This window comes from Demequina aurantiaca, assembly GCF_000975135.1.
GTDB lineage: Bacteria > Actinomycetota > Actinomycetes > Actinomycetales > Demequinaceae > Demequina > Demequina aurantiaca.
Map to the genome: position 1 here is coordinate 1,035,087 of NZ_BBRF01000001.1, position 22,730 is coordinate 1,057,816.

The 22,730-nt window shown below is 66.1% G+C and carries 24 protein-coding genes and 1 pseudogene; 16 read left to right on the forward strand and 9 right to left on the reverse strand.

Annotated features, from left to right (window positions below; translation table 11 throughout):
- Positions 1-8 precede the first annotated feature (8 nt).
- From AOP73_RS04635 to AOP73_RS04645, 3 genes are read left to right on the forward strand one after another with little or no spacing between them, the layout of a single operon-like run.
- The gene (locus tag AOP73_RS04635) at positions 9-731 is read left to right on the forward strand and encodes a class F sortase (RefSeq protein WP_084626560.1); all 723 of its coding nucleotides are present in this window, start codon (positions 9-11) and stop codon (positions 729-731) included.
- 41 nt (positions 732-772) lie between these two features.
- On the forward strand, positions 773-1,372 hold the full coding sequence (locus tag AOP73_RS04640) for an RNA polymerase sigma factor (protein ID WP_084626561.1): 600 nt from the start codon (positions 773-775) through the stop codon (positions 1,370-1,372).
- The gene (locus tag AOP73_RS04645) at positions 1,359-2,222 is read left to right on the forward strand and encodes an anti-sigma factor (protein WP_061963412.1); all 864 of its coding nucleotides are present in this window, start codon (positions 1,359-1,361) and stop codon (positions 2,220-2,222) included. Before AOP73_RS04640 ends, AOP73_RS04645 begins: the two co-directional genes overlap by 14 nt.
- A gap of 33 nt (positions 2,223-2,255) precedes the next feature.
- On the opposite strand, the gene AOP73_RS04650 is transcribed toward AOP73_RS04645, so the two are convergent.
- Positions 2,256-2,921: a potassium channel family protein gene (locus tag AOP73_RS04650; protein ID WP_061963413.1), complete on the reverse strand. Its 666-nt coding sequence runs from the start codon at positions 2,919-2,921 to the stop codon at positions 2,256-2,258.
- A complete protein-coding gene (locus tag AOP73_RS04655; RefSeq protein ID WP_061963414.1) occupies positions 2,914-4,287 on the reverse strand; it encodes a TrkH family potassium uptake protein in 1,374 nt (457 codons plus the stop codon). Before AOP73_RS04655 ends, AOP73_RS04650 begins: the two co-directional genes overlap by 8 nt.
- Before the next feature lie 176 nt (positions 4,288-4,463).
- On the opposite strand from AOP73_RS04655, the gene AOP73_RS04660 reads away from it, so the two are divergent.
- Both AOP73_RS04660 and AOP73_RS11725 read left to right on the forward strand, forming a co-directional pair.
- A complete protein-coding gene (locus tag AOP73_RS04660; protein ID WP_061963415.1) occupies positions 4,464-4,703 on the forward strand; it encodes a helix-turn-helix domain-containing protein in 240 nt (79 codons plus the stop codon).
- A gap of 86 nt (positions 4,704-4,789) precedes the next feature.
- On the forward strand, positions 4,790-4,888 hold the full coding sequence (locus AOP73_RS11725; RefSeq protein WP_005504750.1) for a 30S ribosomal protein bS22: 99 nt from the start codon (positions 4,790-4,792) through the stop codon (positions 4,886-4,888).
- A gap of 203 nt (positions 4,889-5,091) precedes the next feature.
- Here AOP73_RS11725 and AOP73_RS04665 read toward each other — a convergent pair whose 3' ends face one another.
- Positions 5,092-5,949, reverse strand: coding sequence for an HAD family hydrolase (locus AOP73_RS04665; protein ID WP_236683503.1), 858 nt, complete (start codon positions 5,947-5,949; stop codon positions 5,092-5,094).
- A gap of 52 nt (positions 5,950-6,001) precedes the next feature.
- Between AOP73_RS04665 and AOP73_RS04670 the strand changes: the two genes are divergently transcribed.
- From AOP73_RS04670 to AOP73_RS04700, 7 genes are read left to right on the forward strand one after another with little or no spacing between them, the layout of a single operon-like run.
- Complete coding sequence (locus tag AOP73_RS04670; protein WP_061963416.1) at positions 6,002-6,238, forward strand: glutaredoxin family protein; 237 nt, start codon at positions 6,002-6,004, stop codon at positions 6,236-6,238.
- Between the two features lie 18 nt (positions 6,239-6,256).
- Entirely contained in the window at positions 6,257-6,877 is a 621-nt protein-coding gene (locus tag AOP73_RS04675; protein WP_061963417.1) for a histidine phosphatase family protein, read from the forward strand.
- Positions 6,874-7,488, forward strand: a complete 615-nt coding sequence (locus tag AOP73_RS04680; protein WP_084626562.1) for a TlpA family protein disulfide reductase — start codon at positions 6,874-6,876, stop codon at positions 7,486-7,488. The genes AOP73_RS04675 and AOP73_RS04680 overlap by 4 nt, the downstream gene beginning before the upstream one ends.
- Entirely contained in the window at positions 7,485-8,261 is a 777-nt protein-coding gene (locus tag AOP73_RS04685) for a cytochrome c biogenesis CcdA family protein (protein ID WP_236683504.1), read from the forward strand. Before AOP73_RS04680 ends, AOP73_RS04685 begins: the two co-directional genes overlap by 4 nt.
- Complete coding sequence (gene resB / locus AOP73_RS04690; RefSeq protein ID WP_061963418.1) at positions 8,261-9,901, forward strand: cytochrome c biogenesis protein ResB; 1,641 nt, start codon at positions 8,261-8,263, stop codon at positions 9,899-9,901. The genes AOP73_RS04685 and resB overlap by 1 nt, the downstream gene beginning before the upstream one ends.
- Positions 9,898-10,992: a c-type cytochrome biogenesis protein CcsB gene (ccsB, locus tag AOP73_RS04695; protein ID WP_061963419.1), complete on the forward strand. Its 1,095-nt coding sequence runs from the start codon at positions 9,898-9,900 to the stop codon at positions 10,990-10,992. The genes resB and ccsB overlap by 4 nt, the downstream gene beginning before the upstream one ends.
- A 28-nt stretch (positions 10,993-11,020) precedes the next feature.
- On the forward strand, positions 11,021-12,160 hold the full coding sequence (locus tag AOP73_RS04700; protein WP_061963420.1) for a glycosyltransferase family 4 protein: 1,140 nt from the start codon (positions 11,021-11,023) through the stop codon (positions 12,158-12,160).
- Positions 12,161-12,283: 123 nt separating this feature from the next.
- Here AOP73_RS04700 and AOP73_RS04705 read toward each other — a convergent pair whose 3' ends face one another.
- Positions 12,284-12,583, reverse strand: a complete 300-nt coding sequence (locus tag AOP73_RS04705; protein WP_152650531.1) for a PLD nuclease N-terminal domain-containing protein — start codon at positions 12,581-12,583, stop codon at positions 12,284-12,286.
- 33 nt (positions 12,584-12,616) lie between these two features.
- Here AOP73_RS04705 and AOP73_RS12170 point away from each other — a divergent pair.
- A pseudogene (locus AOP73_RS12170) lies at positions 12,617-12,796 on the forward strand (DUF4229 domain-containing protein); the annotation flags it as partial.
- Between the two features lie 84 nt (positions 12,797-12,880).
- Here the strand turns inward: AOP73_RS12170 and AOP73_RS04710 are convergent.
- Positions 12,881-13,756, reverse strand: a complete 876-nt coding sequence (locus AOP73_RS04710) for a 1,4-dihydroxy-2-naphthoate polyprenyltransferase (protein WP_061963422.1) — start codon at positions 13,754-13,756, stop codon at positions 12,881-12,883.
- Between the two features lie 90 nt (positions 13,757-13,846).
- The gene (locus AOP73_RS04715) at positions 13,847-14,890 is read right to left on the reverse strand and encodes an AMP-binding protein (protein WP_084626564.1); all 1,044 of its coding nucleotides are present in this window, start codon (positions 14,888-14,890) and stop codon (positions 13,847-13,849) included.
- A gap of 34 nt (positions 14,891-14,924) precedes the next feature.
- Here AOP73_RS04715 and AOP73_RS04720 point away from each other — a divergent pair, with 34 nt between their 5' ends.
- Positions 14,925-16,007, forward strand: coding sequence for a DUF3048 domain-containing protein (locus AOP73_RS04720; protein ID WP_084626565.1), 1,083 nt, complete (start codon positions 14,925-14,927; stop codon positions 16,005-16,007).
- 47 nt (positions 16,008-16,054) lie between these two features.
- On the opposite strand, the gene AOP73_RS04725 is transcribed toward AOP73_RS04720, so the two are convergent.
- Together AOP73_RS04725 and AOP73_RS04730 are read right to left on the reverse strand one after the other, a co-directional pair.
- The gene (locus AOP73_RS04725) at positions 16,055-17,710 is read right to left on the reverse strand and encodes an HNH endonuclease signature motif containing protein (RefSeq protein ID WP_061963424.1); all 1,656 of its coding nucleotides are present in this window, start codon (positions 17,708-17,710) and stop codon (positions 16,055-16,057) included.
- Positions 17,711-17,801: 91 nt separating this feature from the next.
- Complete coding sequence (locus tag AOP73_RS04730) at positions 17,802-18,746, reverse strand: 1,4-dihydroxy-2-naphthoyl-CoA synthase (RefSeq protein ID WP_061963425.1); 945 nt, start codon at positions 18,744-18,746, stop codon at positions 17,802-17,804.
- 63 nt (positions 18,747-18,809) lie between these two features.
- Between AOP73_RS04730 and AOP73_RS11845 the strand changes: the two genes are divergently transcribed.
- Together AOP73_RS11845 and menD are read left to right on the forward strand one after the other, a co-directional pair.
- On the forward strand, positions 18,810-19,697 hold the full coding sequence (locus AOP73_RS11845; RefSeq protein ID WP_152650532.1) for an o-succinylbenzoate synthase: 888 nt from the start codon (positions 18,810-18,812) through the stop codon (positions 19,695-19,697).
- Complete coding sequence (menD, locus tag AOP73_RS04740) at positions 19,694-21,364, forward strand: 2-succinyl-5-enolpyruvyl-6-hydroxy-3-cyclohexene-1-carboxylic-acid synthase (protein ID WP_061963428.1); 1,671 nt, start codon at positions 19,694-19,696, stop codon at positions 21,362-21,364. The genes AOP73_RS11845 and menD overlap by 4 nt, the downstream gene beginning before the upstream one ends.
- 99 nt (positions 21,365-21,463) lie before the next feature.
- Here the strand turns inward: menD and AOP73_RS04745 are convergent, their stop codons facing one another.
- Positions 21,464-22,726, reverse strand: a complete 1,263-nt coding sequence (locus tag AOP73_RS04745; RefSeq protein ID WP_061963429.1) for an isochorismate synthase — start codon at positions 22,724-22,726, stop codon at positions 21,464-21,466.
- Positions 22,727-22,730 lie beyond the last annotated feature (4 nt).

A 22,730-nucleotide genomic window follows, 5' to 3' on the forward strand; every position in this document is an offset into this window, starting at 1 on the left:
GAGGATCCATGCGTTCTGCGGATCCCCGTCGCCTCGCCGTAGCCGTCTCAGGAGCGTTGATGATGGTCGCTTTGCTCGCGGGCTGTGCCACCACGACGAGCGAGCGCTCGGGTGTCCCCAGCGCGATTGAGCGAGCGGCCACCTCTAGTCTGATGCCCCATGACAGCGGCGATGCGGCGGCAGGGACGGACTCCGGAGAGATCCCGAGCGTGGGAGCACCAGTCGTCGCGCCGCGGACCCCCGTGTACACCGCCGACCTCGACTACCTTGCCGAACAGCGCGACCAAGAACCGGTGCGCCTCACCGTCCCAGAACTCGGCATCGACATGGACGTCACCGACGTCGGACTCCTTCGCGACGGCACGCTCGAGATCCCCGAGACCGCAACGGTCGCCGGTTGGTACCGCGCCATGGCCGCCCCGGGGGCCGACGACGGAATCGCCCTTCTGGCTGCGCACGTGGATTCGCCCACTGGGCTGGGGCCGTTTGCTGCGCTCAAGGACGTGAGCGAGGGCGCCGAGGTGGATGTGGGGCTTGAGGACGGCGCCACGGCGCGCTACCGGGTTGCGGCCGTTGAGCAGACATCCAAGGACACTGTGGACTTTGAACGCATCCTGGACGGCTCGCTGGGCCATCACCTCGTGTTGGTCACGTGTGGAGGGGAATTTAATTGGAATACTCGTCATTACGATGACAATGTGATTGTCTGGGCGGAGCGGATCAATGACTAGCTGCGCGCGGGACAGTCGGTTCAATTCAGGGGGTTACGCGGATGGTTTCACAGCCGCCCAACGACGGCCCCGCTGATGAGCGCCCGGACTACCTACCCGCCGACAACGTCACAGCGGACGATGCTGGGATTGCCTTTGCCGCAGGAGCGGAAGGATCGCTGGAACGCGTCTATCGCGACGCATCGGCGCTGGTCTACACGCTCGCTGTGCGCGCCCTCGGGGACCCTCACGAGGCGGAAGACGTGACACAGCAAACATTCGTCTCCGCGTGGCGTGCTCGCGACACGTTCGACCCGTCGCGCGGCGAGGTCCGCGGATGGGTCGTGGGAATCGCCCGTCGCCGCATCGCAGACGCCCTCGACAAGCGCCGTCGCGAGAACCGCAAGGTGGATGCCGTGCGTTCTGTCGTCGAGGACTCGTCGAGCCTGGATGCAGAACTTGACCAGGTGCTTTTGTCCTATGAGCTCGAGACGCTGGGGGACCCGCGACGCACCATCATGGCGCTCGCGTTCGTCGACGGCCAGACTCACGAGCAGATCTCGGAGCAGCTCGAAATGCCGCTGGGGACAGTGAAGAGCCATATACGCCGTAGCCTCATAACGTTGCGCAACCGCTGGGAGGTGTCCGATGTCGCATCTTGATGACGAGGCCGTCGCCAGCCTCGCGGTCGGGGACGACCAGGACGCCACGGCGGCAATCCACGCCGCCGAATGTCCGGAGTGCACGGAGAGAGTCGAGCACATGCGCACCCTCGCGGACCGCATTGGCGCCCTTGGCCGCACCTCCGGAATGTTGACGCCCCCAGATCGCGTGTGGGAGCAGATTGCCAACGAGCTCGGCGACGAGCTCCTCGCCGGATCCGCTGCGGAGGTACCGCCCGCGACCGGAGTGACCAACCTGCCCGTCGCCGGTGGGGACGACCGCACGGAACAAGCCACGGCATCGGCCGATGCTACGGAGGACTTCATCACGGACCTTTCCTCGCGCAGGGATGCACAGGCGGAGTCGCGCGGCGAGCCCGGCGCCGAGGGTGCTCACGCGAGCCACCGGAGTTACACCCCCTGGCTGATTGGCGTCGCCGCAGGTGTCGTGGGTGTGGTCGTAGGCGGCGGCATCGTCGCCGGTATTCTGGACAATTCCGACCCCACCGGGAGCATCATCGCGCAGGCCGCGCTGACTGATCTCGCAACCGAGGCCGACGCCGGCACCGCGCGCGTCGAGACGCTCGACGACGGCCGCGAGGTGCTCGTGGTGGACACCACGACGGACTTTGAGGACGTCTCCGACGGCTACCTCGAGGTGTGGCTCATCGACCCGAACATCGAGGGCATGGTCAGCCTGGGGCACCTCACCCAGGCTAACGAGGAGTTCGTCATCCCCAATGGCTACTCCGTGGCGGCGTTCCCGATCGTGGACATCTCCGTGGAACCGCTGGACGGCGTGCCGACGCACAGCGGCGACTCGGTCACGCGCGGAGTGCTGGAGTCCTAGGAGCCGGGCGCACCAGGTTGGACTGGGTGCTACCTACGGGCGCTGTGCGAAGCGCTCGAGCAGCTCGCCGTCGCCCGCCACCACCAGCAGGTCGTCGGAGTTAACCACGGTGTCCGGGCCGGAGTACTCGAAGTCGCGCCCGGGGCTCTTGACGCCAATGACACGGACGCCATACTTCTCCGTCAGATCCATCTGATCGAGAGTGAAGCCGTGCGTTTCCTTTGGCGGGCGCATCTTGACGACCGTAAAACCGTCCTCGACCTCGATGTAGTCAAGCATCTTGCCCCCAACGGAGTGGGCCACTCGGGCGCCGGCTGAGGACTCGGGAAGAACCACATGGTGGGCGCCGATGCGTCGCAGAATGCGCTCGTGCTCGTCGCTGATGGCCTTGGCCCAGATCTCTGGCATGCCAATGTCGACCAGGTTTCCGGTGATCAGCACGGAGGCCTCAAGTGACGTACCGACTCCTACGACGGCCGCGGCGAATTCGCGGGCGCCCATCTGCTCGAGGGCGCGGGGGTCAGTCGCATCGGCCTCGACGACCGGCAGACGTTTGGACCAGCGCTCGACGAGATCCGCGTCGCGTTCGACAGCGAGCACCTCGACGTCCATGGTGTCCAACGTGTCCGCGAGCGCAGAACCAAAGCGGCCCAGTCCGATGACCAGGACGCCGGAGGCGGAGGAGGCCTTGTTAGCCAATGAGGGGCCTTTCTGAGGGGTACCGAATGACGCGGCGCTGCTTATTCAACGCTAGCGCAGCCGCGATGGTGAGCGAGCCCACACGACCGATGTACATCATGATCACCAGGGTCGTCTTGGCGTCGTCGGGCAGCGAGCCGGTGATGCCGGTGCTGAGCCCGCACGTGGCATAGGCGGAGACGACCTCGTACAGCGATCTATCGAGCGGGATGTCCGTCTGTGCCATGAAGACTCCCGTGCCGACGATCACGACCGAGAGACCGACGATCGTGATCGCGACCGCCGCACGCAGCACCTCGGTGCCGATGCGCTTGCCGAAGGCCTCCATGTCGCGACGGCCTCGCGCCTCGGCCCAGATCGCGAGCAGCAGCACGGCCAGGGTCGTCACCCGGATGCCGCCGGCGGTGGAGCCCGAGCCGCCACCGATGAACATCAGGACGTCCTCGAGTAGCCAGGTCTGTTCTCGCGCCTGTGAGATGTCGAACGACGCGAAGCCGCCAGATCTCTGGTTGATGGACTGGAAGAAGATTCTCGCCACCGTCTCGTGTGTGGCGGCATCGCCAAGGGTGGCGGGGTTGGACCATTCGAGGATGGCGAGCATGCCGGCGGAAACCAGGGCCAGGACCGCCACCATGATGAGCGTCAGCTTGGTGTGAAGGGACCAGGACTTGGGTCGCCGCCATCCGCGAATCAGGTTGAGGTAGACGGGGTAGCCGAGCGCGCCAACCAAGACTCCAAGTCCAAGCGGGATCAGCACCCAGAAGTCGTTCACGAAGGGGTAGAGCCCCTCGGGGTCCGGGGAGAAGCCGGCATTGTTGAACGCCGAGATGCCGTAGAAGATCGAATACCCGGCGGAGCGTCCCAGCCCGTAGTCGAGCGTGAGGAAGCGCGGAAACAGCACCAGCGCGATGGTGAATTCGATCGAGAACGAGATGATCACCACGGTGCGCAGTAGCGAGCGCAGGTCACCGAGGCCGCTGGCGCGGGCCTCGCCGGCCGCGAGAAGGCGCTGGGTGAGGCCGATCCGCCGCGAGACGGCGAGACCGACCAGCGACGCCAGGGTCATGATTCCCAGGCCACCGATCTTGATGCCCGCCGCGATGATCGCCAGACCCCACCCCGACCAGTAGCTGCCGGTGTTGACCGTGGTCAGGCCGGTCACGCAGACGGCGGAGGTGGCGGTGAACAGCGCGTCGATGAAGGGCGCGCGATGACCAGAGGTGGTGGCGGCGGGTAGCGACAGCAGCCCGGTGAAGATCAGAATGACGGCGCCAAAGGTGATGAGCGTGAGGCGTGCGGGTGCGGCAAGGGCGACGCGGTCGATCCATTCTCCGACCGATGCGCGCGCGTTGCTCAGCGTGCTCATGCGCCTCCTTTGCGGCCCGTGATAGACCGCCTACCTACTTAGGTTGCCACCACTTGGTGTCCCCTTATGACTCATCGGCACGTTCTCTCATCTTCACAACTGTCACTTCTGCCCCTACAGTAGAAGGAGCAACCGGCCGATAGACCGGCTGATTGCTGAGAGGGAGAAACTTAGACATGGCTGACAACGGCTCATCGCGCACAACCTTTTTGACCGTCGCCGAGGTGGCGGACATGCTGCGCGTCTCGCGCATGACCGTTTACCGCTGGGTACACGCGGGAGAAATCCCCGCTGTGCGCTTCGGTCGGTCCTTCCGAGTGCCCCAGCAGGCGGTCGAAACCTTCATGGAGCAGGCCGCCCTCCAAGGCGGATTTGTGGCCGAAGATGACGATCGGTCCTCCGGCGCGGTAGGCTAGGTAACCGTCTGTCGCGTCCAGCGCGTTCTGGACGCTCGTGTGTGGTCACATGCACGCAAGCTTTTCCAACAATCAAGGTAGGTTCCGTGGGTTCCGTTATCAAGAAGCGCCGCAAGCGTATGTCGAAGAAGAAGCACCGCAAGCTGCTTCGCAAGACTCGCCACCAGCGTCGCAATAAGAAGTAGTAGCAGGGTCTATACCCCTGCAATCAGGCAAGCCCGTGTCACCGTCTGGTGGCGCGGGCTTTGTCATGTGCGCAGTGGAGCGGCCGCCCCAACCCAGCCGCCCCAACCCAGACCCAACCCAGCATCGGCTCCTATTGGTCCTTGAGCGCACGCTTTCGGCGCTCCGCGACTCCTATTGGTCCGTTTCGGTACGGCGGCTCGGTCTAGTCCTGGCCAGCTGGCCCATGTGGCGACTTGCGCGACCGGAACAGCTTTTTGACGGGTCCGCACACGCCGGCTGTCAGCCCGCGCACCACGGCCATGGTGACCCACACAAATCCAGTAATCGACGCCTTGACGATGCCACGGCGCCCACTCTTGCGGCGGTCCCGAAATTCCTTGATCGCCCACCCCTGCGCCATCGCGAACTTGCGCAGCTTGGTGTCGGGATTGATGGCGCACGGGTGACCCACGGCGTTCAGCATGAATTGGTCGTTGATCGAGTCGCCGTACGCGAACGAGGACGAGAGATCCAGTCCCCGCTCGTCGGCCAGGACCTTGATGGCGTCGGCCTTGCCCTCGCCGTGCAGCATGGGGCCTGCGAGCCGGCCGGTGTAGTAGCCGCCCTCGTGCTCGGGTGTGGTGCCGAGCGCTCCCGTGGCCCCCATGCGTCGGGCGACGATGCGTCCCACCTCGACGGGGGAAGCGGTCACGAGCCACACTTCGTGGCCCTGAGCGAGGTGGCCATCGAGCAGAGCCTTGGTACCAGGGAAGATGCGCAGCGCGAGGACCTCGTCGTAGACCTCCTCGCCAATCGCTGCCATCTCGGCGACAGACCAACCCTTGACGAGCGAGACGCCGTCGGTGCGCAGATTGTCCATCTGCTCCTTGGTCTCACCGAGCAGGACATACTTGCCCTGCTCCCAGCCGAACTTGATCATGTCGCGACTGCTGAAGAACCCGCGTTGCTTGAGGCCGCGCGCAATATGAAACGCGCTCGCTCCGCGAATGATGGTGTTGTCGACGTCAAAGAACGCAGCAATGCCGGAACCCGGCACGTCGACTTTCTTTGGCTTCTTCACTCGGCTAACCCTACAGAGCGGCGGGGCACTCATCGGCACGTATTCTTGAGGCATGAGCCACCGTGTGACCTTCTACACTCGCGAGGGATGCCACCTTTGTGAGGCTGCACGCGCCACAGTCCAGGAAGTTTGTGCTGAAACTGGCGTGGAGTGGGTCGAGGTGGACATCGATACTGACCCAAAACTCCGGGAAAAATATGGCGACGAGGTCCCCGTGGTTCTTGCGGACGATGCCGTGGTGGGCTTCTGGCGCATCGATGCGGGGATCTTGCGCAGGGCACTCGCGTAGGCGGGTGACAATAGAACTATGCCCCTGGTTCACCTCCTGCGTCACGGTCACGTCCACAACCCGGACAAGATCCTGTACGGCCGCCTGCCCGACTTCCGCTTGTCGGAGACTGGCGAGGCGATGGCGCAGGCCGTGGCGGACTCCCTCGTTGAGGGTGGCAACAGCATCGGCCGAGTGGTGGCCTCGCCACTTCTCCGGGCGCAGCAGACCGCGGCGCCCGTGGCGAAAGCCTTCTCCCTGGACATCGTCACCGATGACCGGCTCATCGAGGCCGCCAACGTTTACCAGGGCGAACCCGTGCAGTCGGGACCCAAGGACTTCATGCACCCACGCCACTGGTGGCGCCTGCGCAACCCGTGGACGCCGTCGTGGGGCGAGCCCTATGTTGAGCAGCGCGACCGCATGTGGGCCGCGATCACCGACGCGGCGCTCGCGAACCCCGACTCGGAAGCCGTGATGGTGAGCCACCAGTTGCCCATCTGGGTCGCGCGCATGCACTTCGAGGGCCGCAAGTTTTTCCACGACCCCCGCTCGCGTGAGTGCGCGGTAGCGTCGCTGACGTCGTTCGAGTTCAAGGGCGGCAAACCCGTCGCGATGACTTACTCGGAGCCGGCGGCCCACATCGAGGTACCTCAGTGAAGCGCGGCGCGCGCCTGGTCTTGCTCGTCGCCGTGATCGCCGCCATTGTGTTCACGCTCGCGAGCTGCGCCCCGGGCGAGGCCGTCGAGTCGCCGGGCTACGTCAGCGGTGACGGCACGGTCACGATCTTCAGCGAGTCCGACCAGCCCGATCCACTGGTGCTCACCGGCACCTCCTTCGCGGGCGAACCCATCGACGTCGCGGACTACCGCGGCCAGGCCGTCATCGTCAACACGTGGTACGCCTCCTGCCCGCCGTGCCGTGCCGAGGCCCCCGACCTGGTAGCGGCCGATGCGCGCGACGACGTCCAGGTGGTGGGCATCAACGGACGGGACGATGCCGCGACGGCGGAGGCCTTCGACCGCACCTTTGGCGCGCATTACCCCAGCATCGACGACAAGAACGGCGAGGCGGTGGCCGCACTCCAAGGGCTCATCGCCGTCAACGCCGTGCCTTCGTCCGTGATCCTCGACACCGAGGGCCGCATCTACGCGCGCGTGATCGGTCGTGTGGAGCCATCGACGCTCACGTCCTTGCTTGATGGCGCGCTGGGCATTCCCGACAGCGCGGGGGGCACTGCCCCATCGGCCGATGCTGAGGCGGGCTCTTGACGGGCCTCGCCGCCGGCATCGGCAGCAGTTTCGCGGATACTGCTCTCACCGGATCGTTGCTCGCCGCGTTACCCATCGCCATCCTGGCTGGACTGGTGAGCTTCGCGTCGCCTTGTGTGGTCCCGTTGGTGCCCGGTTACCTGGGCTACGTGTCTGGCATGGCCGGAGCGGATGCGGGGACTGGAAAGGGCGCCTCCCGCCCGCGACTTGTACTGGGAGTGCTGCTCTTCATCGCTGGTTTCTCCGCAGTGTTCGTCACCCTCGCCTTCCTCGCCACCTCGCTCGGTGCTCAGTTGCAGGGACAGCTGGACATCATCACCCGGGTGCTGGGCGTCGTCGTCATCCTGATGGGAATCGCGTTTATGGGGGCGATGCCGTTCCTGCAGAGCGAGAAGCGGTTCCACGTCAGCCCCAAGGCTGGACTTGCCGGTGCGCCTTTGCTCGGTGTGGCGTTTGGGCTGGGCTGGACACCCTGCATTGGCCCCACGCTCACCGCCGTCCTCACGCTCGGCTTGACGGAGGGCTCTCAGGGGAGGGGGGTGCTGCTGGCCATCGCGTACTGCTTTGGGCTGGGTCTGCCGTTCCTGTTGTTCGCGCTGTTCATGCAACGATCCAAGCCGGCGCTTGCGTGGCTACGCCGCCACCGCCTGGCACTCATGCGCTTTGGTGGGGCGATGCTCATCATCCTGGGCGTCATGCTCGTGACCGGACTGTGGGGACAGGTCACCAACTGGCTGCAGGGCTGGATCGACTCATTCTGGGTGGCAATCTGATGGCCCGCGTGAAGATCGATAACTACGCCGTCGCCGATGCCCCGCGGCTGGGTGTGCGCGGCTGGCTACGGTGGATCTGGCGTCAAGTCACCTCGATGCGCATCGCGCTGATTCTGTTACTGCTGCTGGCGCTCGCGGCCATTCCTGGGTCAGTGCTACCGCAGTGGCCGCAGCAACCGGGGGAGACCAAGGCCTTCATCGACAACAACGCCGTGATTGGGCCGGTGCTGGACAAGCTCGGCTTCCTGGACGTGTTTGGCTCGGCCTGGTTCACCGCCATCTACGTGCTGCTGTTCGCCTCGCTGATCGGCTGCATTGTTCCGCGAGCCATCGCGCACTACAAGGCGATGCGCGCTCCCGTCCCCGCCGTCCCTAGCTCGTTCGCGCGCTACGAGCCGTCCGGTCGCGAGGAGACGGACGTCGACGCCGCGACGGCCATCGAACGTGCGCGCAAGGAGTTACGCCCCCGTGCCGGCTGGCTTGGCGCCCTGACGGGTTACCGCATCCGCGTCGACGAGCGCGTGGTTCGGGATGGCGCCGCCACGACGAGCGATGGCAAGGAACGCCGCGAGCTCGCCATGACCGCGGATATGGGGCACATCCGCGAGTTGGGAAACTTGATTTTCCACATCTCGCTGGTCTTCGTGCTGATCGCCGTTGGCGCCGGCACCCTGCTGACGTACCGCGGCCAGGCCATCATCGTCGAGGGACGCACGTTTACCAACGCGGCCGTGGCCTACGACACGTTCTCCCATGGCAGCGGCTTTGATCCTGCCGACCTACAGCCGTTCACGGTGAAGCTCGACGGCCTCGATGCGGTGTTTGAGGACAATGGCCGGCCCAAGGAGTTCACGGCTCACGTGACGCTGCAGGAGCCCGGCAAGGATGCGACCCAGAAGGACGTGCAGGTGAACCGACCGTTGCAGGTGGACGGCGCCAAGATGTATCTCCAGGGAAACGGCTACGCACCCGTGTTCACGTACACGGACGGCGACGGCAACGTCGCCTTCCAGGGCCCGGTGGTGTTCTTGCCGCAGGACCAGGTCTACACGTCGACCGGCGTTGTCAAGGTGCCCGACGTGACCTCGGGCGAGCAGATCGGCCTCAAGGGGACACTGCTGCCCACCGAGGTTACCAAGCCGGGCGGCTCGGTTTCGATCCACCCGGATCCGGGTAACCCGGTGATCTACTTCACGGCCTATACCGGCGACCTGGGGCTCGACGACGGTGTCCCTCAGAACGCGTACCAGCTCGACGAGAGCCAGCTGAGCCCCGTCCGTGGCGACGACGGCCAGCCGTTCGTGTTTGGCATCACGCTAGGTGACACCGTCACCCTGCCCGACGGTCTGGGGACCATCAGCTTTGATGCCCTCCCGCGGTTTGCTGCCATGGACCTGCGCGCCGACCCCAGCCTGCCGTGGCTGCTCGCCGCGTCGATCTCGATGCTGGTGGGACTCGCGATCAGCCTGTTCGCCACCCGCCGCAGAATCTGGCTGGTGGCGCCGATGGATACGCCAACTACAGTGGTTGAGGCGGCTGCGCTTGCGCCGTCGCATGATGGTGGAGTCGAGGCGGCCCTCGACCGGGCCCTCGCCGCCACGAGTGGGCGCGTGCCCGACGCCGATGAGGAGGACGAGTGAACGACCTGCAACAGCTCAGTGCAATGGCCCTGTGGGGTGCGTGTGTGCTCTACGCCATCGCTATGGTCGCCTACGCGATCCGCCTCTCTCGTGTCGCCGAACTCAAGGGGGCCGCCGCTGCCGCAAGCAAGGGCGCGGAGTCTCAGGCCACGGTCAGCGTTGGCACGTCTCATACCAAGGAGGGCGCCGCATCGGCCGTTGCTGATGCCCAACCCACCGGTGGGAAGGCGGGTGCCTCGAAGCCAAAGGCGACCACGGCATCGGCCGCTATTGGGGATCAGAAGGCCACCAAGGCACTGGGAATCGCGCGTGCCGCGACCCTCGTCGGCGCCGTGCTGCACACCGTGGGCGTGACCGCCCGGGGTATCGAGGCGGAGCACGTGCCGTGGTCGACCATGTACGAGTACACGATCTCGGGCTCGCTCGTCGCCGTCGTTGTCTTCCTCCTCGTGCAACGCAAGCGCGACATCACCTACATGGGGGCCGGAGTCACCGGTCTCGCGACCATCGCCCTGGGTCTGGGACTCACCGTGCTGTACCAGGATGCGACCGGCCTTCAGCCCGCGCTGCAGAGTTTCTGGCTGGTGATCCACGTGTCCATTGCCACCATCGCGACCGGGATCTTTGGCGTGGGCTTCATTGCCACGGCGTTGCAGTTGATGCGCGACTATCGCGATAGCGAACCCAAGGTGGTCTCCAACCGCTTCCTTAAGGTGTTCCATGACCCGGGGGTGCGCGTCATCAAGGGTAAGACCTTCCGCTTCCTTGAGGCGGTGCCGACACCCAAGAAGCTCGAGGCGCTCGCCTTCCGCTTGAACGCTGTGGGATTCGTGCTGTGGACCTTCACCGTGATGGCCGGCGCGATCTGGGCAGAGCACGCCTGGGGACGCTACTGGGGCTGGGACCCCAAAGAGATTTGGTCCTTCGTGATTTGGGTCATCTACGCCGCGTACCTGCACGCTCGCACCACTCAGGGCTGGGCGGGTCGCCGCAGCGCTTGGGTGTCTATTGTGGGGTTTGCCGCGATCATTATGAACTTCACCGTGGTCAACCTGGTGTTCCAGGGACTGCACTCGTACGCCAAGGCCTAATCGCCCGCGCGGCGCCGAAAGTGAATTCGTGACTGACTCCCTGAAGATCGCGCTGGTCCTGGACGACAGCATCGACCGCCCGGACGGCGTGCAGCAGCACGCGCTGACCTTGGGTGGCTACCTGGAACAGGCCGGTCACACTGTGCACTACGTGTGCTCTGAGGCATCTCGCGACGACGTGACGGTGCATTCCCTGGCACGCAACATGGCCGTGAAGTTCAACGGCAACGGCTTGAGAGTACCGTTGCCCACGTCCCGCAAGGCGCTGCGTGAGTTCCTGGAGCGCGAGCGCTACGACGTCATTCACGTGCAGACGCCTCATTCGCCGCTGTTCGCGGCGCGCGTCGTTGACGAAGCCAGGCGCGTGCAGGCCCGCACCGTGCGCATCGTGGGGACGTTTCACATCCTGCCCGATGGTCGTGTCAGTTCGATGGGCACGCACGCCTTGGGCAGGGTATTGCGTCGCAACCTTCGCAAGTTCGATGCGTTCGCGGCGGTGTCGGAGCCGGCGGCGACCTTTGCGCGAGAGGCGTTTGGTATCGAGTGCACGGTGATTCCGAACGCGGTGGACGTGGCCGCCTTTGCCGGCGCGGTGCGTCAGCAGCGACCGGTGCGAGGGACCGACGACCGCCTGGTGGTCGCGTTCCTGGGCCGACTGGTGGAACGCAAGGGCGCGCTGGAACTGGTGCAGGCGCTCGGCGCCCTTCAACCCGAGACCGTACGAAGGCTGGACGTGCGCATCGGCGGAAAAGGGCCGCTGCTGGGCGACCTAGAGGCGGCCATCGAGGCCCACGATCTGGGCGACGTAGTCAGGCTTGAGGGATTTATCAGCGAGGAGGACAAGCCGCAGTTCTATGCGGACGCAGACCTCGCCGTGTTCCCGGCCACGGGTGGCGAGAGCTTTGGGATTGTGCTGATCGAAGCGATGGCCTCTGGGTCGGGCGTGGTGATGGGCGGCGACAACCCGGGGTATCGCTCGGTGCTGGGGGAGCGGCCTCAGGTGACCATCGATGCGCGCGACGCGGGGGCCTTCGCGGCTGTGCTCGATGAGGTGCTGGGCGACTCGAAGCTGCGCGATGTGATTCACGCCGAGCAGGCCGAACTACTGCAGGCCTATGACATCAATGTGACGGGCGCCGCCATGCTGGAGCTGTACCGGGGGAACTGAGCCACACCTGGAGGGCTCAGGAACCCCGTAGGAGGCACTGCGCCTCACTCAGGTGGCCGGGACTCGTTGCCGGCCGGGCCACGTTGGTCGCCGTGCCATCTGGCAGCGGGCAACGTGGCTTACCTAGCTGCCGTTGCCCTGCTGCTTGCGGCGGCGTTCCTGCTCGCGAAGCCAACTGAGGTAGTCGGGGTCGTCGTCGGGGCCCTTGCCGCGCGGCTCAAGCTTGGGCTGACCGCCGGTTCCGCGGTTGCTGAACTTCAGGAACAGCCACGCGCCGGCTCCCACGTAGGGGAACAGCAAAATGATGAGCACCCATGCCCACTTGGGCAGGCTGTAGGGCGAGTCCTCGGGGCGTTGGAGGGCATCGGAGAGGCAATACGCGACCAGAAGGACGTAGAGCACGAACGGTAGTAGGCGGAGCATGAGCACACTCTAGCGCCGGGTACCGTTATCCGTATGAAGGTTCTCGCCTATTGGGCCGCCCGCACCGGCATCTTTGTCGTGGTGTTGATTGTTCTGTGGAGCGTCGGCTGGCGCGACATTCTGTCCGTGATTGCCGCCTTCATTGTGGCGTGGCTCATCTCGTACCTGGTGTTACCCGCGATGCGCGAGAGCGCCAAGGTGCAGATGGACGCGTGGGTGAGCCGCTCCCATGCCCGCCAACATTCCGAGGACTCGGTCGAGGATGCGGAGATCGAGGGCGGTGCCCAAGGTGACTCTCTAGAGCGCGATACCGATGGCGAGCAGCAGGCCGTAGGTGAGTCCGACGGCACTGATGCCCCCGAAGATCAGCGGCATGCGAGTCGTGACGGCGCTGACGCGCATGGCGATGGCGAGCAGCAGCGAGGGTAGGGCCACGACCGTCGCGATGAGCGCCCACGGGTGCGAGAACGCGATGATCACCACGATGACGATGGGCAACAGCACCGTGATCGCGAACAGTTGGCGGGCGCGCAGGTCGCCAATCTTGACCGCGAGCGTGTGTTTGCCGGCGAGGGCATCGGTCTCAAGGTCGCGGATGTTGTTCACCATCAGCAGGGCGACCGCGTAGAGACCCACGCCGATGGAACCGAGCACGCCAATCCAGCTGACTGCGCCCGCCTGGGTCACCTCGGTGCCGAGGACTGCGACGGGGCCGAAGAACACGAACACGCTGATCTCACCCCAGCCCGAGTACCCGTAGGGCTTGGTGCTGCCGGTGTAGGTCCAGGCGGCGATGATGGCGACGATGCCGATGGGGGCAAGCCACCACAGTCCAGAGACGAGAATGAGTGCGACGCCGAGCAGGGCGGCCACGCCGAATGACACGTAGGCGGCGCGCTTGACCTGGGTGGGCGTGGCCTTGCCGGTGGCGACCAGCCTGTCAGGACCGATGCGGTCGAGGTCGGTCCCCTTGACACCATCTGAGTAGTCATTCGCAAAGTTCACGGCGATCTGCATGGCGAGCGCGACACCAAGTGCGAGGAGCGCTGGCACTGCGGCCGCTTGGCCCGGCGGCTGGGCGCTCGCGGCGGCGGTTCCGACAGCGACGGGCGCGATGGCAGTCCAGAGAGTGCGGGGACGAGAGCCCGCGACCCAGTCGTTGATGGTCGGCATGTGTCTCCCGTCGGGTGTGCGCGAGTCTCCTCGCACAATGGATCTCTCGTTGCCGCGTCTACTTGGATACGCAGTCGCCTAGGTGCGGGACTATTCGCCTCGCGCCAGCGACTGCGACGCCAAGATTGCCGCCGCGCTCCTATCGATTTTGCCACCTGCCGTGCGGGGCAATGACCGCGTCAGCACGGTGTCACGGGGCAGGGCGTAGGGCGGCAGGGCGTCACGTAGGGCCTCACGCAGTCCTGGCGCGTCTGGCAGGGGGTGGTCGGCGGCTGGTGCCTCCATGACCGCGACCACGCGCTTGCCCCATTCCGGGTCGTCGACGCCCACGATGATGGCTTGAGGCGAGTGGTCGAGAGCCGCAATCGCGCGCTCCACCATCACGGGATGGACCTTGTGGGCCCCAGAGATGATCACGTCGTCGGCCCTGCCCAGCACTTCTAGCCGGCCACTGTGCCAGCGGCCCAAGTCGCCGGTCCGTAGCCAAGGCACGCCGTCGTAGGAGACCCAGGCCGACGTGTCTCCATCGGCGTAGCCATCCGCAAGGGTCGCGCCGGAGATCAGGATGCGGTCGTCGTCTGCGATGGCGACCTCAACGCCATTCAGCGGGTCACCGTCATAGACGCAGCCTCCGGTGGTCTCGGTCATGCCGTAGGTCTCGATGACGTTTGCGGGCCGCTCGCCGTCGCCGAATGCGGCGCCACCCACGAGCACGGCGTCGAACAAGGCGAGCGCATCTCGGCCAAGGTCAGAGGCCATGAGGCGCACCACCTGCGTCGGTACCAGCGAGACGTAGCGTCGCCCGGCCGGAACCTCCGCGGCGGCAGTCGCGAAGGCCTCTGCGGTGAAGCGACCAGGGGGCATGGTGGTGAGCTTTTGCCCGGTGAGGCCGGCACGAATGGCTACGAGAGCACCACCGATGCGGTCCGTCGGCAGGGCGAGTAGCCAGGATCCGGGGCCGCCGAGGCGTCCAATTGTCGCGAAGGTCGATGCACGAATCGCCCGGATGCTCAGCAGCACGTCACGGGGCGCTCCGGTGGACCCTGAGGTCGCCACCGACAGGCCCGAAGCGTCGCCGCTGACCACGGCAGCGATCGCTTCGCTGGGATTATTCGCCAGGGGCGCGTACGTCATGTGACCAGGGTATGACGCACGTACACTTTCGCCTATGAGGATCAACCTAAAGCTTGCCGGACTGTCCGGAATCGTCCTTGCCGCGCTGACCCTTGCGGCGTGTTCAGCGGACCCGGTTCCGAACGTGACGAAGACGGCAACTCCTGCCCCGAGTGCATCGAGGGCGGCGGTGCCCTCTCCTCCTCCGGAGCCCGAACCAGCGATCGTGTGGCCCCTCACCGGCCTCGACGCAACCGAGGCATCGGCCGATGACCTCGCCCGTCCGGCGCTGTCGATCAAGATCGAGAACTCCGCTGCGGCGCGTCCGCAGGAGAACTTGGACGCCGCCGACGTCGTCTTCGAGGAGTATGTGGAGTCGGGAATCTCGCGCCTCGTGGCCGTGTATCACTCCGATGTCCCTGAGAGCGTGGGACCGATTCGCTCGATGCGCCCCATGGACAAGAACATCATGGGCTCATTCAAGGGACCCCTCATTTATTCGGGCGCACAGGTGCGCTTCACTGAGGCGACCGTCGCAAGCGGACAGAAGGTCATCACCTCGGACCTCGGAGCCTCCGGCTTTTACCGCACGAGCGACAAGGCCTCGCCGCACAACTTGCACGGCTACACGGCCGACTTCTACGAGCAGGCCGGCGACATGCCGGCGCCGCCGCAGCAGTGGGACTATGCCAAGGAAGACGAGGAGCCCACGGCCGCGACCGGCACCGCGGCCTCGGCCATCAAGATTCACATGTCGCAGTACTCCAACCCGAGTTGGAACTGGGACGACTCCAAGAACCTCTGGATGCGCTCCGAGGACGGCAACCCTCACGTCACGACGGCCGGCACTCAGATTGGCGCTGACAACGTCGTCGTATTGGACGTGACCGTGAAGTACACCTCCGGAAGCAGCAAGAGCTCGGTTCCCGAGACGATCGTGGCCGGCCAGAATGGCACCGGAATCATTGCCTCGGGCAATGCTCAGCTTCCGATCAAGTGGTCCAAGGCCGGGCAATATGACCCGTGGGTCTTCACCACGGAGGACGGTGACCCCGTCGAGTTGCTCCAGGGCAAGACCTGGGTTGAGCTGATCCCAAACAAGGGTGTCTCCAACGACACCTCGGTTGCGGTCTCCTAGGTACGACCTCCTGCTCCTGGCTGCCCTGCGTCGCCCGTGTGGTGACGTCAGGCCGCCAGGTCGGAACTACCGCCTAGGGCTAGGTGAGCCTTGCCGCCGAGCCGAGGCCCCGTCTCGGAACTGACTCCTGGCGGTGGAGTGAACCAGACCTCGCCTCGTTTGACCTCTATCGTCCAGTTGTCACGGTGGATGCGATGGTGGCATCCCGTGCACAGCATCACGCCATTGCTGAGATCCGTGGGGCCGTTGTCTCGCGCCCACCATCGAATGTGGTGTGCCTCGCAAAATGAAGGCGGGGCGTGGCACCAACTACAACCCCCATCTCGCTCCACCAGTCCGATGCGCTGCGCGGATGTGAATGTGCGGTGTCTGCGCCCAATGTCGAGCGGAAGCGACTCGCCCCCGAGCATGACGGGAATGATCGCCGCGTCCACTGCCAGGGATCTCAGGGTTCCGACGGTGACTGGGCCGTTTAATTGATCGCATTCGCCGAGCACCGGGCTGGCTGGATCAGAGGAATCTACTGCCACGCTGCGGTCGCTGCGGTCACTACTGTCAATGTTGTCGCCGCTGGCGCTGCCGCCGCTGCCGCTGCCGCTGCCGCTGGCGTTGGCGTTGGCGCCGCTCCCGCTGCCGCCGCTGCCGCCACCGGTACCGAGAGTGCCACCAACACTCCCACTGCCTGCACCGCGCACGCGTTCGCGCAGGTCCCTCTCGTCGATGCGCACCACCACGGTCGTCTTGACTCCAGAAGTGGGCTGATCGCAGTCCATCCCATGCCGTGCGAGGCTTGCAAGGGCGTCGAGTCGTATCTGTCCCGGCATGCGCGGGTCTGTCAGCCCAGCACCTCCGTCGGCCATCTCGCGGCGCTGCTGAAACGCCCACTTGGTTTGTGCATCAATCCACGCCTTGATGGGTGCCGCACTCGCGGCGTCCATGCGCGCTGTCATAGTCGTCATTCCGTCCGGATCCTCGCCAAAGAAGAGCGATCGATTCTCGACGTGGCGGCGTTCCTTCGCGGCGAGGGCCAGGGGCGAGCACCAGGCGCGCTCGCGGTCACACACGCGACGCAGGTCGGCCAACCGCAGGGTGGGCGCCTTCGCCACGAGTCGCTGCTCGAGCTCTTCGAGCCGCTTCATCGCCGCTGCGCGCGCGACCTCGCGCTGGTCGTCCCGTTGCGCGTCGTCGGTCATCGCCGTGCGGCAGGCGTCTAGCGTGCGCTTGATGAGCGCCGACTGCTCGGACCCGAGTCGGCCGGCGGTGATGGCCGCGGCAAGGTGCGGGTAGCGAGGCTGAGCCGCTGCTCGCACCGGTTCGACTGTGCCCGAAACGCCGGATTCCCCGTCCACCCCTCCATCTCGGGCCCCAAGGACATCGTCCGCCACCTCCGCGCGAAGCGCCTGTCCCATCGCAATCAGCCGACCGGCGTCGCCGGCGGACGTCCCCAGTGTTGTGGCGAGGAACTGCTGGGAGTTGCTGAAGCCTTCCTTGCGCGCCAACCCGCCCACGCCCAGGTCGGGTGCACTTCGACGCTCAACCTCGCCGGCCATGGTTGCCGCGATCACGTCGAGGGCGCGCCGCGCACCGCCGACTGCCTCGCGCAGCTCGTCGAGTTCGGTCTTGGACAACTCCGCCTCTGTGCGCCCCTCAAAAGCGCGCAACAGCCCCACTTCCCGTGCCAGCGAACTCGTCAAAATCGTCATGATTGAAGTCAATCACTGGGGTCTGACAAATGAGGTCAAACTAGGTCAAAAGGTTTAAAAGTGACCGACCTACCTGGGAAGAGTCGTGACGTCAGAACGCGTAAGGAAACCTGGTCCAGTCCGGCTCGCGGCGCTCGAGGAACGCATCGCGCCCCTCCTGAGCCTCGTCCGTCATGTACGCCATGCGAGTCGCTTCGCCTGCGAAGACCTGCTGGCCGGCAAGCCCGTCGTCGGCCAGGTTGAACGCGTATTTCAGCATCCGGATGGCCTGCGGCGACTTGGACGCGATCGTCCTCGCATACTCGAGCGCCGTGTTTTCCAAGTCCGCGTGAGGAACGGCCGCGTTCACCACGCCCCATTTCTCAGCATCGGCCGCCGAGTACTCACGCGCGAGGAAGAAAATCTCCCGTGCCCGCTTGTCGCCCACCTGCCGGGCCAACAGGGCCGACCCGTAACCGGCATCGAACGACCCCACATTCGCGTCGGTCTGCTTGAACCGCGCGTGCTCAAGCGACGCAATAGAAAGGTCCGCGACCACATTCAGTGAATGGCCCCCGCCGGCAGCCCAGCCGTTGACGGCGGCGATGGTGACCTTGGGCATCGTCCGCATGAGCCGCTGCACTTCAAGGATGTGGAGGCGTCCGCCGTGAGCCGGCGCATCGGCCGCCGAGCCCTCGTACAGGTAGCCGTCCCGACCCCGGATGCGCTGGTCTCCGCCCGAGCAGAAGGCGTGGACGCCATCGGCCGGACTGGGGCCGTTTCCCGTCAGGATCACAGCCGCGACATCGCTGGTCATACGCGCATGATCGAGCGCGCGGTACAGCTGGTCCACGGTCTGCGGACGGAAGGCATTGCGCACCTCGGGGCGGTTGAACGCGATGCGTACCGCGGGCAGGTCACGCTCGGAAGCGGTGTCCCCGGACCCCTCTCGCAGCACCCAGCGGTGGTACGTGATGTCCTCGTCGGCGAAGCCGTCGATGGAACGCCACTGCGATGCGTCGAAGGTGCTGGAAACGCTGACGGGAATTTCACTCATGAACAGAGCCTAATCGTCCAAGCCGGGGCAACACGCGGCCCCGCTCACTCGTACTCTAGGTATATGGAGTTCCGACCGTTCCGCGTCGAGCTCGCGACTTCCTTCAGAGGGGTCACGAGCCGCTCTGGCGTTCTTATTCGCGGCACGGGCCCGGATGGCGCCGATGCGTGGGGTGAGTATTCGCCTTTCGATGACTACAGCCCCGAGCGCGCGAGCCGATGGTGGAGGGCGGCGATGGAAGCCGCCCGCGGTGAGTTTCCAGCCCCCATCCGCGACGCGGTTGAGGTCAATTCCATCGTCCCTGAGGTGCCTCCGGCGCAGGCCGCACGCCTTGCCGTCGCGGGAGGGTGCCGCACGGCCAAGGTCAAGGTGGCGGGGTACTGCTCGACGATGCAGGATGCGGCCCGAGTGGAGGCCGTCGCCGGGGCGTTGGGTCCGGGCGGCAAGGTTCGCGTCGATGCCAACGGGCATTGGGACGTGGATGACGCAGTACGTGCCCTGACGGAACTTGAACTCGCCGCTCGCCGGGGTGGACTCGACGGCCTCGAATACGTCGAGCAGCCGTGCGCCACGATCGATGAACTCGCCAAACTTAGACGCCGTGTGGACACCAAAATTGCGGCCGACGAGTCGATCCGTATCCCCACCGACCCCATGGCGGTGGTGCGCAAGCACGCGGCGGACATCATTGTGCTCAAGGTCGCCCCGCTGGGCGGCGTTCAGGCATGCCTGGACCTTGCGGAGCAGGCGGGAATCCCGGTGGTCGTCGCATCGGCGATGGAGAGCTCGGTGGGTCTCGCGGCCGGTATTGCCCTGGCTCGCGCGCTGCCCGAACTCGAGTACGCCTGCGGGCTCGGTACCGGCGCACTCCTCGCTACCGACACCGTGCGCGAGACGATCGTCCCCAAGAATGGAATGCTAGGTCCCGTGAACCTGGACGTCATCGCGTGAGCGCAAACCCATCCGCGGAGTTCGCGCGGGAACTGATAGCCGCGCTCGCCTCTCATGGCGTCGAGGATTACGTGCTGTGTCCCGGGTCTCGCTCGGGTCCGCTGGCCCACGCGCTCGCGGAGGCAGGCTCCTCGAACCCGCCTCTAGGTGCCCCCCGCGTCAACCTGCATGTCCGCATCGACGAGCGCACGGCCGCATTTCTCGCGCTGGGGATCGCCCGTGCCCGCGCACTGGAGGGCGACCTGCGCCCCGTCGCGGTCGTCACCACCTCTGGGACGGCCGTCGGCAACCTGCTGCCCGCAGTGATGGAGGCGCATCATTCCGGATTTCCATTGATGTTGCTGACTGCGGATCGCCCCAACGAACTCAGGGGCGTTGGCGCGAATCAGACGACGGATCAGGTCGGAATCTTCGGCACGTTCGTGCGGTGGTCGACTGAGGTGCCGGCGCCCAGTTCGGGCGAGGCTTCCGGCCGCGCCACGCAGATCGCTGCCCGTGCCGTCAACGCCGCGGTGGGTGATTCGCAGCGCGATGACATGACCGGCTCTCCGGGGCCAGTCCACCTCGACCTCGAGTTCCGCGAGCCGCTCGTGGGCGACGGCGGCGTCTGGCCGGACGTTCCCTACGTCGAGTACTCGCCGTCCATCGGGGTGCCGATCGTCACGCCGGCCGATGCCGATCCCGCACCTCTCCCGGCCGTCACCAATGGCGTCGTGATCGCAGGGGACGGTGCGGGCGAGGCCGCCCGGCTGGTCGCCGAGGCCCATGGCTGGCCCCTGCTGGCGGAGCCCACCTCGGGCGCCCGCTGCGGCGACTCGTGCGTGCCCGCGTATTTTGACCTGCTTGCGGCCGATGCCGGCAAGAAGTTGGCCGAACGCGTTCACCTCGTGGTGGTAGTCGGCAGGCCCACGCTGTCACGCGGGATCTCTGCGCTGATCGCTCATGCGCCCTCCCTGATGGTGGCGAGGCACGGCGCGCGCTGGCGGGAGGCGCCGCGGCACGCTGAACGCGTGGTGCGCGACGTGCCCAAGTCGTGGACGGAACCGCCAGGCGACGAGCTCGACCTTGGCGACCGCTCCTGGCTGAACGAGTGGAAGGCGGCGGCAGCTGCGGCTCACGTTCAGACGCCCGCCTGGGGCCGCCGCGCCGTCGCAGCGGAGTTCGTGAAGGCCCTCGGCAGTGGCGACATTGCCGTGCTCGGTTCGTCGGGCTCCATTCGCGCCGTCGACCGCATCGCGCCGGGATGGGTCACCGAGGACCTCCCCACATTCATCGCTAACCGGGGACTCGCGGGCATCGACGGCACGGTATCGACCGCGGTGGGCGTCGCGCTCGCAGCGCGGCGACCTGTGCACGCGCTCATGGGTGACGTCACGTTCCTGCACGACGCAGGTGGGCTGTTGGTGGGGCCACACGAGAGTCGACCCAAACTGCGCATCGTCGTCGTCAATGACGGTGGCGGCACCATCTTTGGGGGCCTCGAGCACTCGAGTGCACCCAAGGAGTACGTGGAGCGGGTGTTCACCACGCCCCACGGCGCGGACATCGCGTCGATCTGCGCAGGCTACGGCGTCGCCCACACCGGAGTGCGTTCGGCCGATGCTTTGGCTGCGGCCCTCGCAGAGCCCCCGGTGGGGTTTGAGGTCGTCGAGGCACTGCTGACCTAAGAAACTGGGACGGTAAGGACCACCAGGAAGCAGCGGTTGCTCAGAGCGTGCGGAATCGGACCAATAGCGGGCGAAGGCGCAGGGGCGGTGCAGGTGAGGCTAGAGCGCGCCTAGGGCCTTGCGCATGGGCTCCAATTTGGCCTCCGACTCGGCCCATTCGGAATCCACCTCGGACATCGCCACGATGCCGCAGCCGGCGAAGAGCCGGGCGTGGCGGGGATCCTCGCGGCTGATCTCCGCCGAACGCAGTCCGATGCACCATTCGCCGTCGCCCGCGGCATTCGTCCATCCCACGGGTCCGGCGTAGCGACCGCGGTCCAGGTCTTCGAGTTCGTCGATGACGCGCGCCGCGGCCAAGGTGGGCGTGCCACATACCGCCGCCGAGGGGTGCAGTTCGCTGACTAACTCGAGCGACGTCGCCGAGTGGTTCAGTACCCCGGTGACGTCCGTCGCCAGGTGCATCACGTTGGGAAGGTGCAGCACGGACGGCGCCTCAGGCACGTTGATGGACGCGCAGTGGTCGACCAGCACCTCGCTGACAGAGCGCACCGCGTATTCGTGCTCCTCGCGGTCCTTGGACGAGCGTGCGAGCGCTGCCGCGTGGGCCAGGTCCACCAGCTCGTCGCCCGTGGGGCGGATGGTGCCCGCTAGCACGCGGGAGGTGACCAGACCATGGTCGACGCGGGCGAGCAACTCGGGCGTCGCGCCGACTAGCCCGTCCACGTGGAACGTCCAGCAGCTGGGGTAGTCGTCGGCGAGCGGACGCAACACGGCCCTGACGTCGATGGGGGCCGATGCCTGGGCTGCGACTGCTCGCGCCAGCACCACCTTGTCCACCTCGCCGTGGACGATGCGGGTGACGGCAGTGCTCACCGCACGGCTCCAGGTCTCCCTGTCGCCTTCTTGAATCCGGACGTCGCCCAGAGGTGCGACGGAGACGGGATCGCCGAGCGCATCCGCGAGGGTGGGCATGGGCATCTCGGAGGATGTAGAGATCTCGGTGAGCCAGGCTTGGTCGCCACGCTTGCCAACGACGAACCGGGGCACCATCAGCGTCCCGCCCAGCGACGACGCGTCAGAGAAGGCGAAGGAACCGAAGGTGAGCAACCCGGTTCCGGGTAGGCGCAGGTCGTCGTGGACCTCGGCGTGGCGTGTCACCCGACGCCACCACGCGTTCGCATCGGTGTAGCGCGAGGGGCCGGCGCCGTCGAAGCGCTCGGCGATACCCCAGGCGATCAGTCCCTCGCCGCGGCGGATCCAGGACATGCCATCCGGCGGCAACAGGTCGAGCAGGTTGCCAGGGTCGGGTATGGGGACTGTCCGGGCGCGCAATGGCCCAGATGCTCCCGAATTCACGCTCACGTCT

What these genes read in the sequence shown, in the direction of transcription:
- AOP73_RS04635 (WP_084626560.1), top strand. Translation starts at nt 9, where the DNA reads ATGCGTTCTGCGGATCCCCGTCGCCTCGCCGTAGCCGTCTCAGGAGCG.
- AOP73_RS04640 (WP_084626561.1), top strand. Translation starts at nt 773, where the DNA reads ATGGTTTCACAGCCGCCCAACGACGGCCCCGCTGATGAGCGCCCGGAC.
- AOP73_RS04645 (WP_061963412.1), top strand. Translation starts at nt 1,359, where the DNA reads ATGTCGCATCTTGATGACGAGGCCGTCGCCAGCCTCGCGGTCGGGGAC.
- AOP73_RS04655 (WP_061963414.1), bottom strand. Translation starts at nt 4,287, where the DNA reads ATGAGCACGCTGAGCAACGCGCGCGCATCGGTCGGAGAATGGATCGAC.
- AOP73_RS04660 (WP_061963415.1), top strand. Translation starts at nt 4,464, where the DNA reads ATGGCTGACAACGGCTCATCGCGCACAACCTTTTTGACCGTCGCCGAG.
- AOP73_RS04670 (WP_061963416.1), top strand. Translation starts at nt 6,002, where the DNA reads ATGAGCCACCGTGTGACCTTCTACACTCGCGAGGGATGCCACCTTTGT.
- AOP73_RS04675 (WP_061963417.1), top strand. Translation starts at nt 6,257, where the DNA reads ATGCCCCTGGTTCACCTCCTGCGTCACGGTCACGTCCACAACCCGGAC.
- resB (WP_061963418.1), top strand. Translation starts at nt 8,261, where the DNA reads ATGGCCCGCGTGAAGATCGATAACTACGCCGTCGCCGATGCCCCGCGG.
- AOP73_RS04705 (WP_152650531.1), bottom strand. Translation starts at nt 12,583, where the DNA reads ATGCTCCGCCTACTACCGTTCGTGCTCTACGTCCTTCTGGTCGCGTAT.
- AOP73_RS04710 (WP_061963422.1), bottom strand. Translation starts at nt 13,756, where the DNA reads ATGCCGACCATCAACGACTGGGTCGCGGGCTCTCGTCCCCGCACTCTC.
- AOP73_RS04715 (WP_084626564.1), bottom strand. Translation starts at nt 14,890, where the DNA reads ATGACGTACGCGCCCCTGGCGAATAATCCCAGCGAAGCGATCGCTGCC.
- AOP73_RS04720 (WP_084626565.1), top strand. Translation starts at nt 14,925, where the DNA reads ATGAGGATCAACCTAAAGCTTGCCGGACTGTCCGGAATCGTCCTTGCC.
- AOP73_RS04725 (WP_061963424.1), bottom strand. Translation starts at nt 17,710, where the DNA reads ATGACGATTTTGACGAGTTCGCTGGCACGGGAAGTGGGGCTGTTGCGC.
- AOP73_RS04730 (WP_061963425.1), bottom strand. Translation starts at nt 18,746, where the DNA reads ATGAGTGAAATTCCCGTCAGCGTTTCCAGCACCTTCGACGCATCGCAG.
- AOP73_RS11845 (WP_152650532.1), top strand. Translation starts at nt 18,810, where the DNA reads ATGGAGTTCCGACCGTTCCGCGTCGAGCTCGCGACTTCCTTCAGAGGG.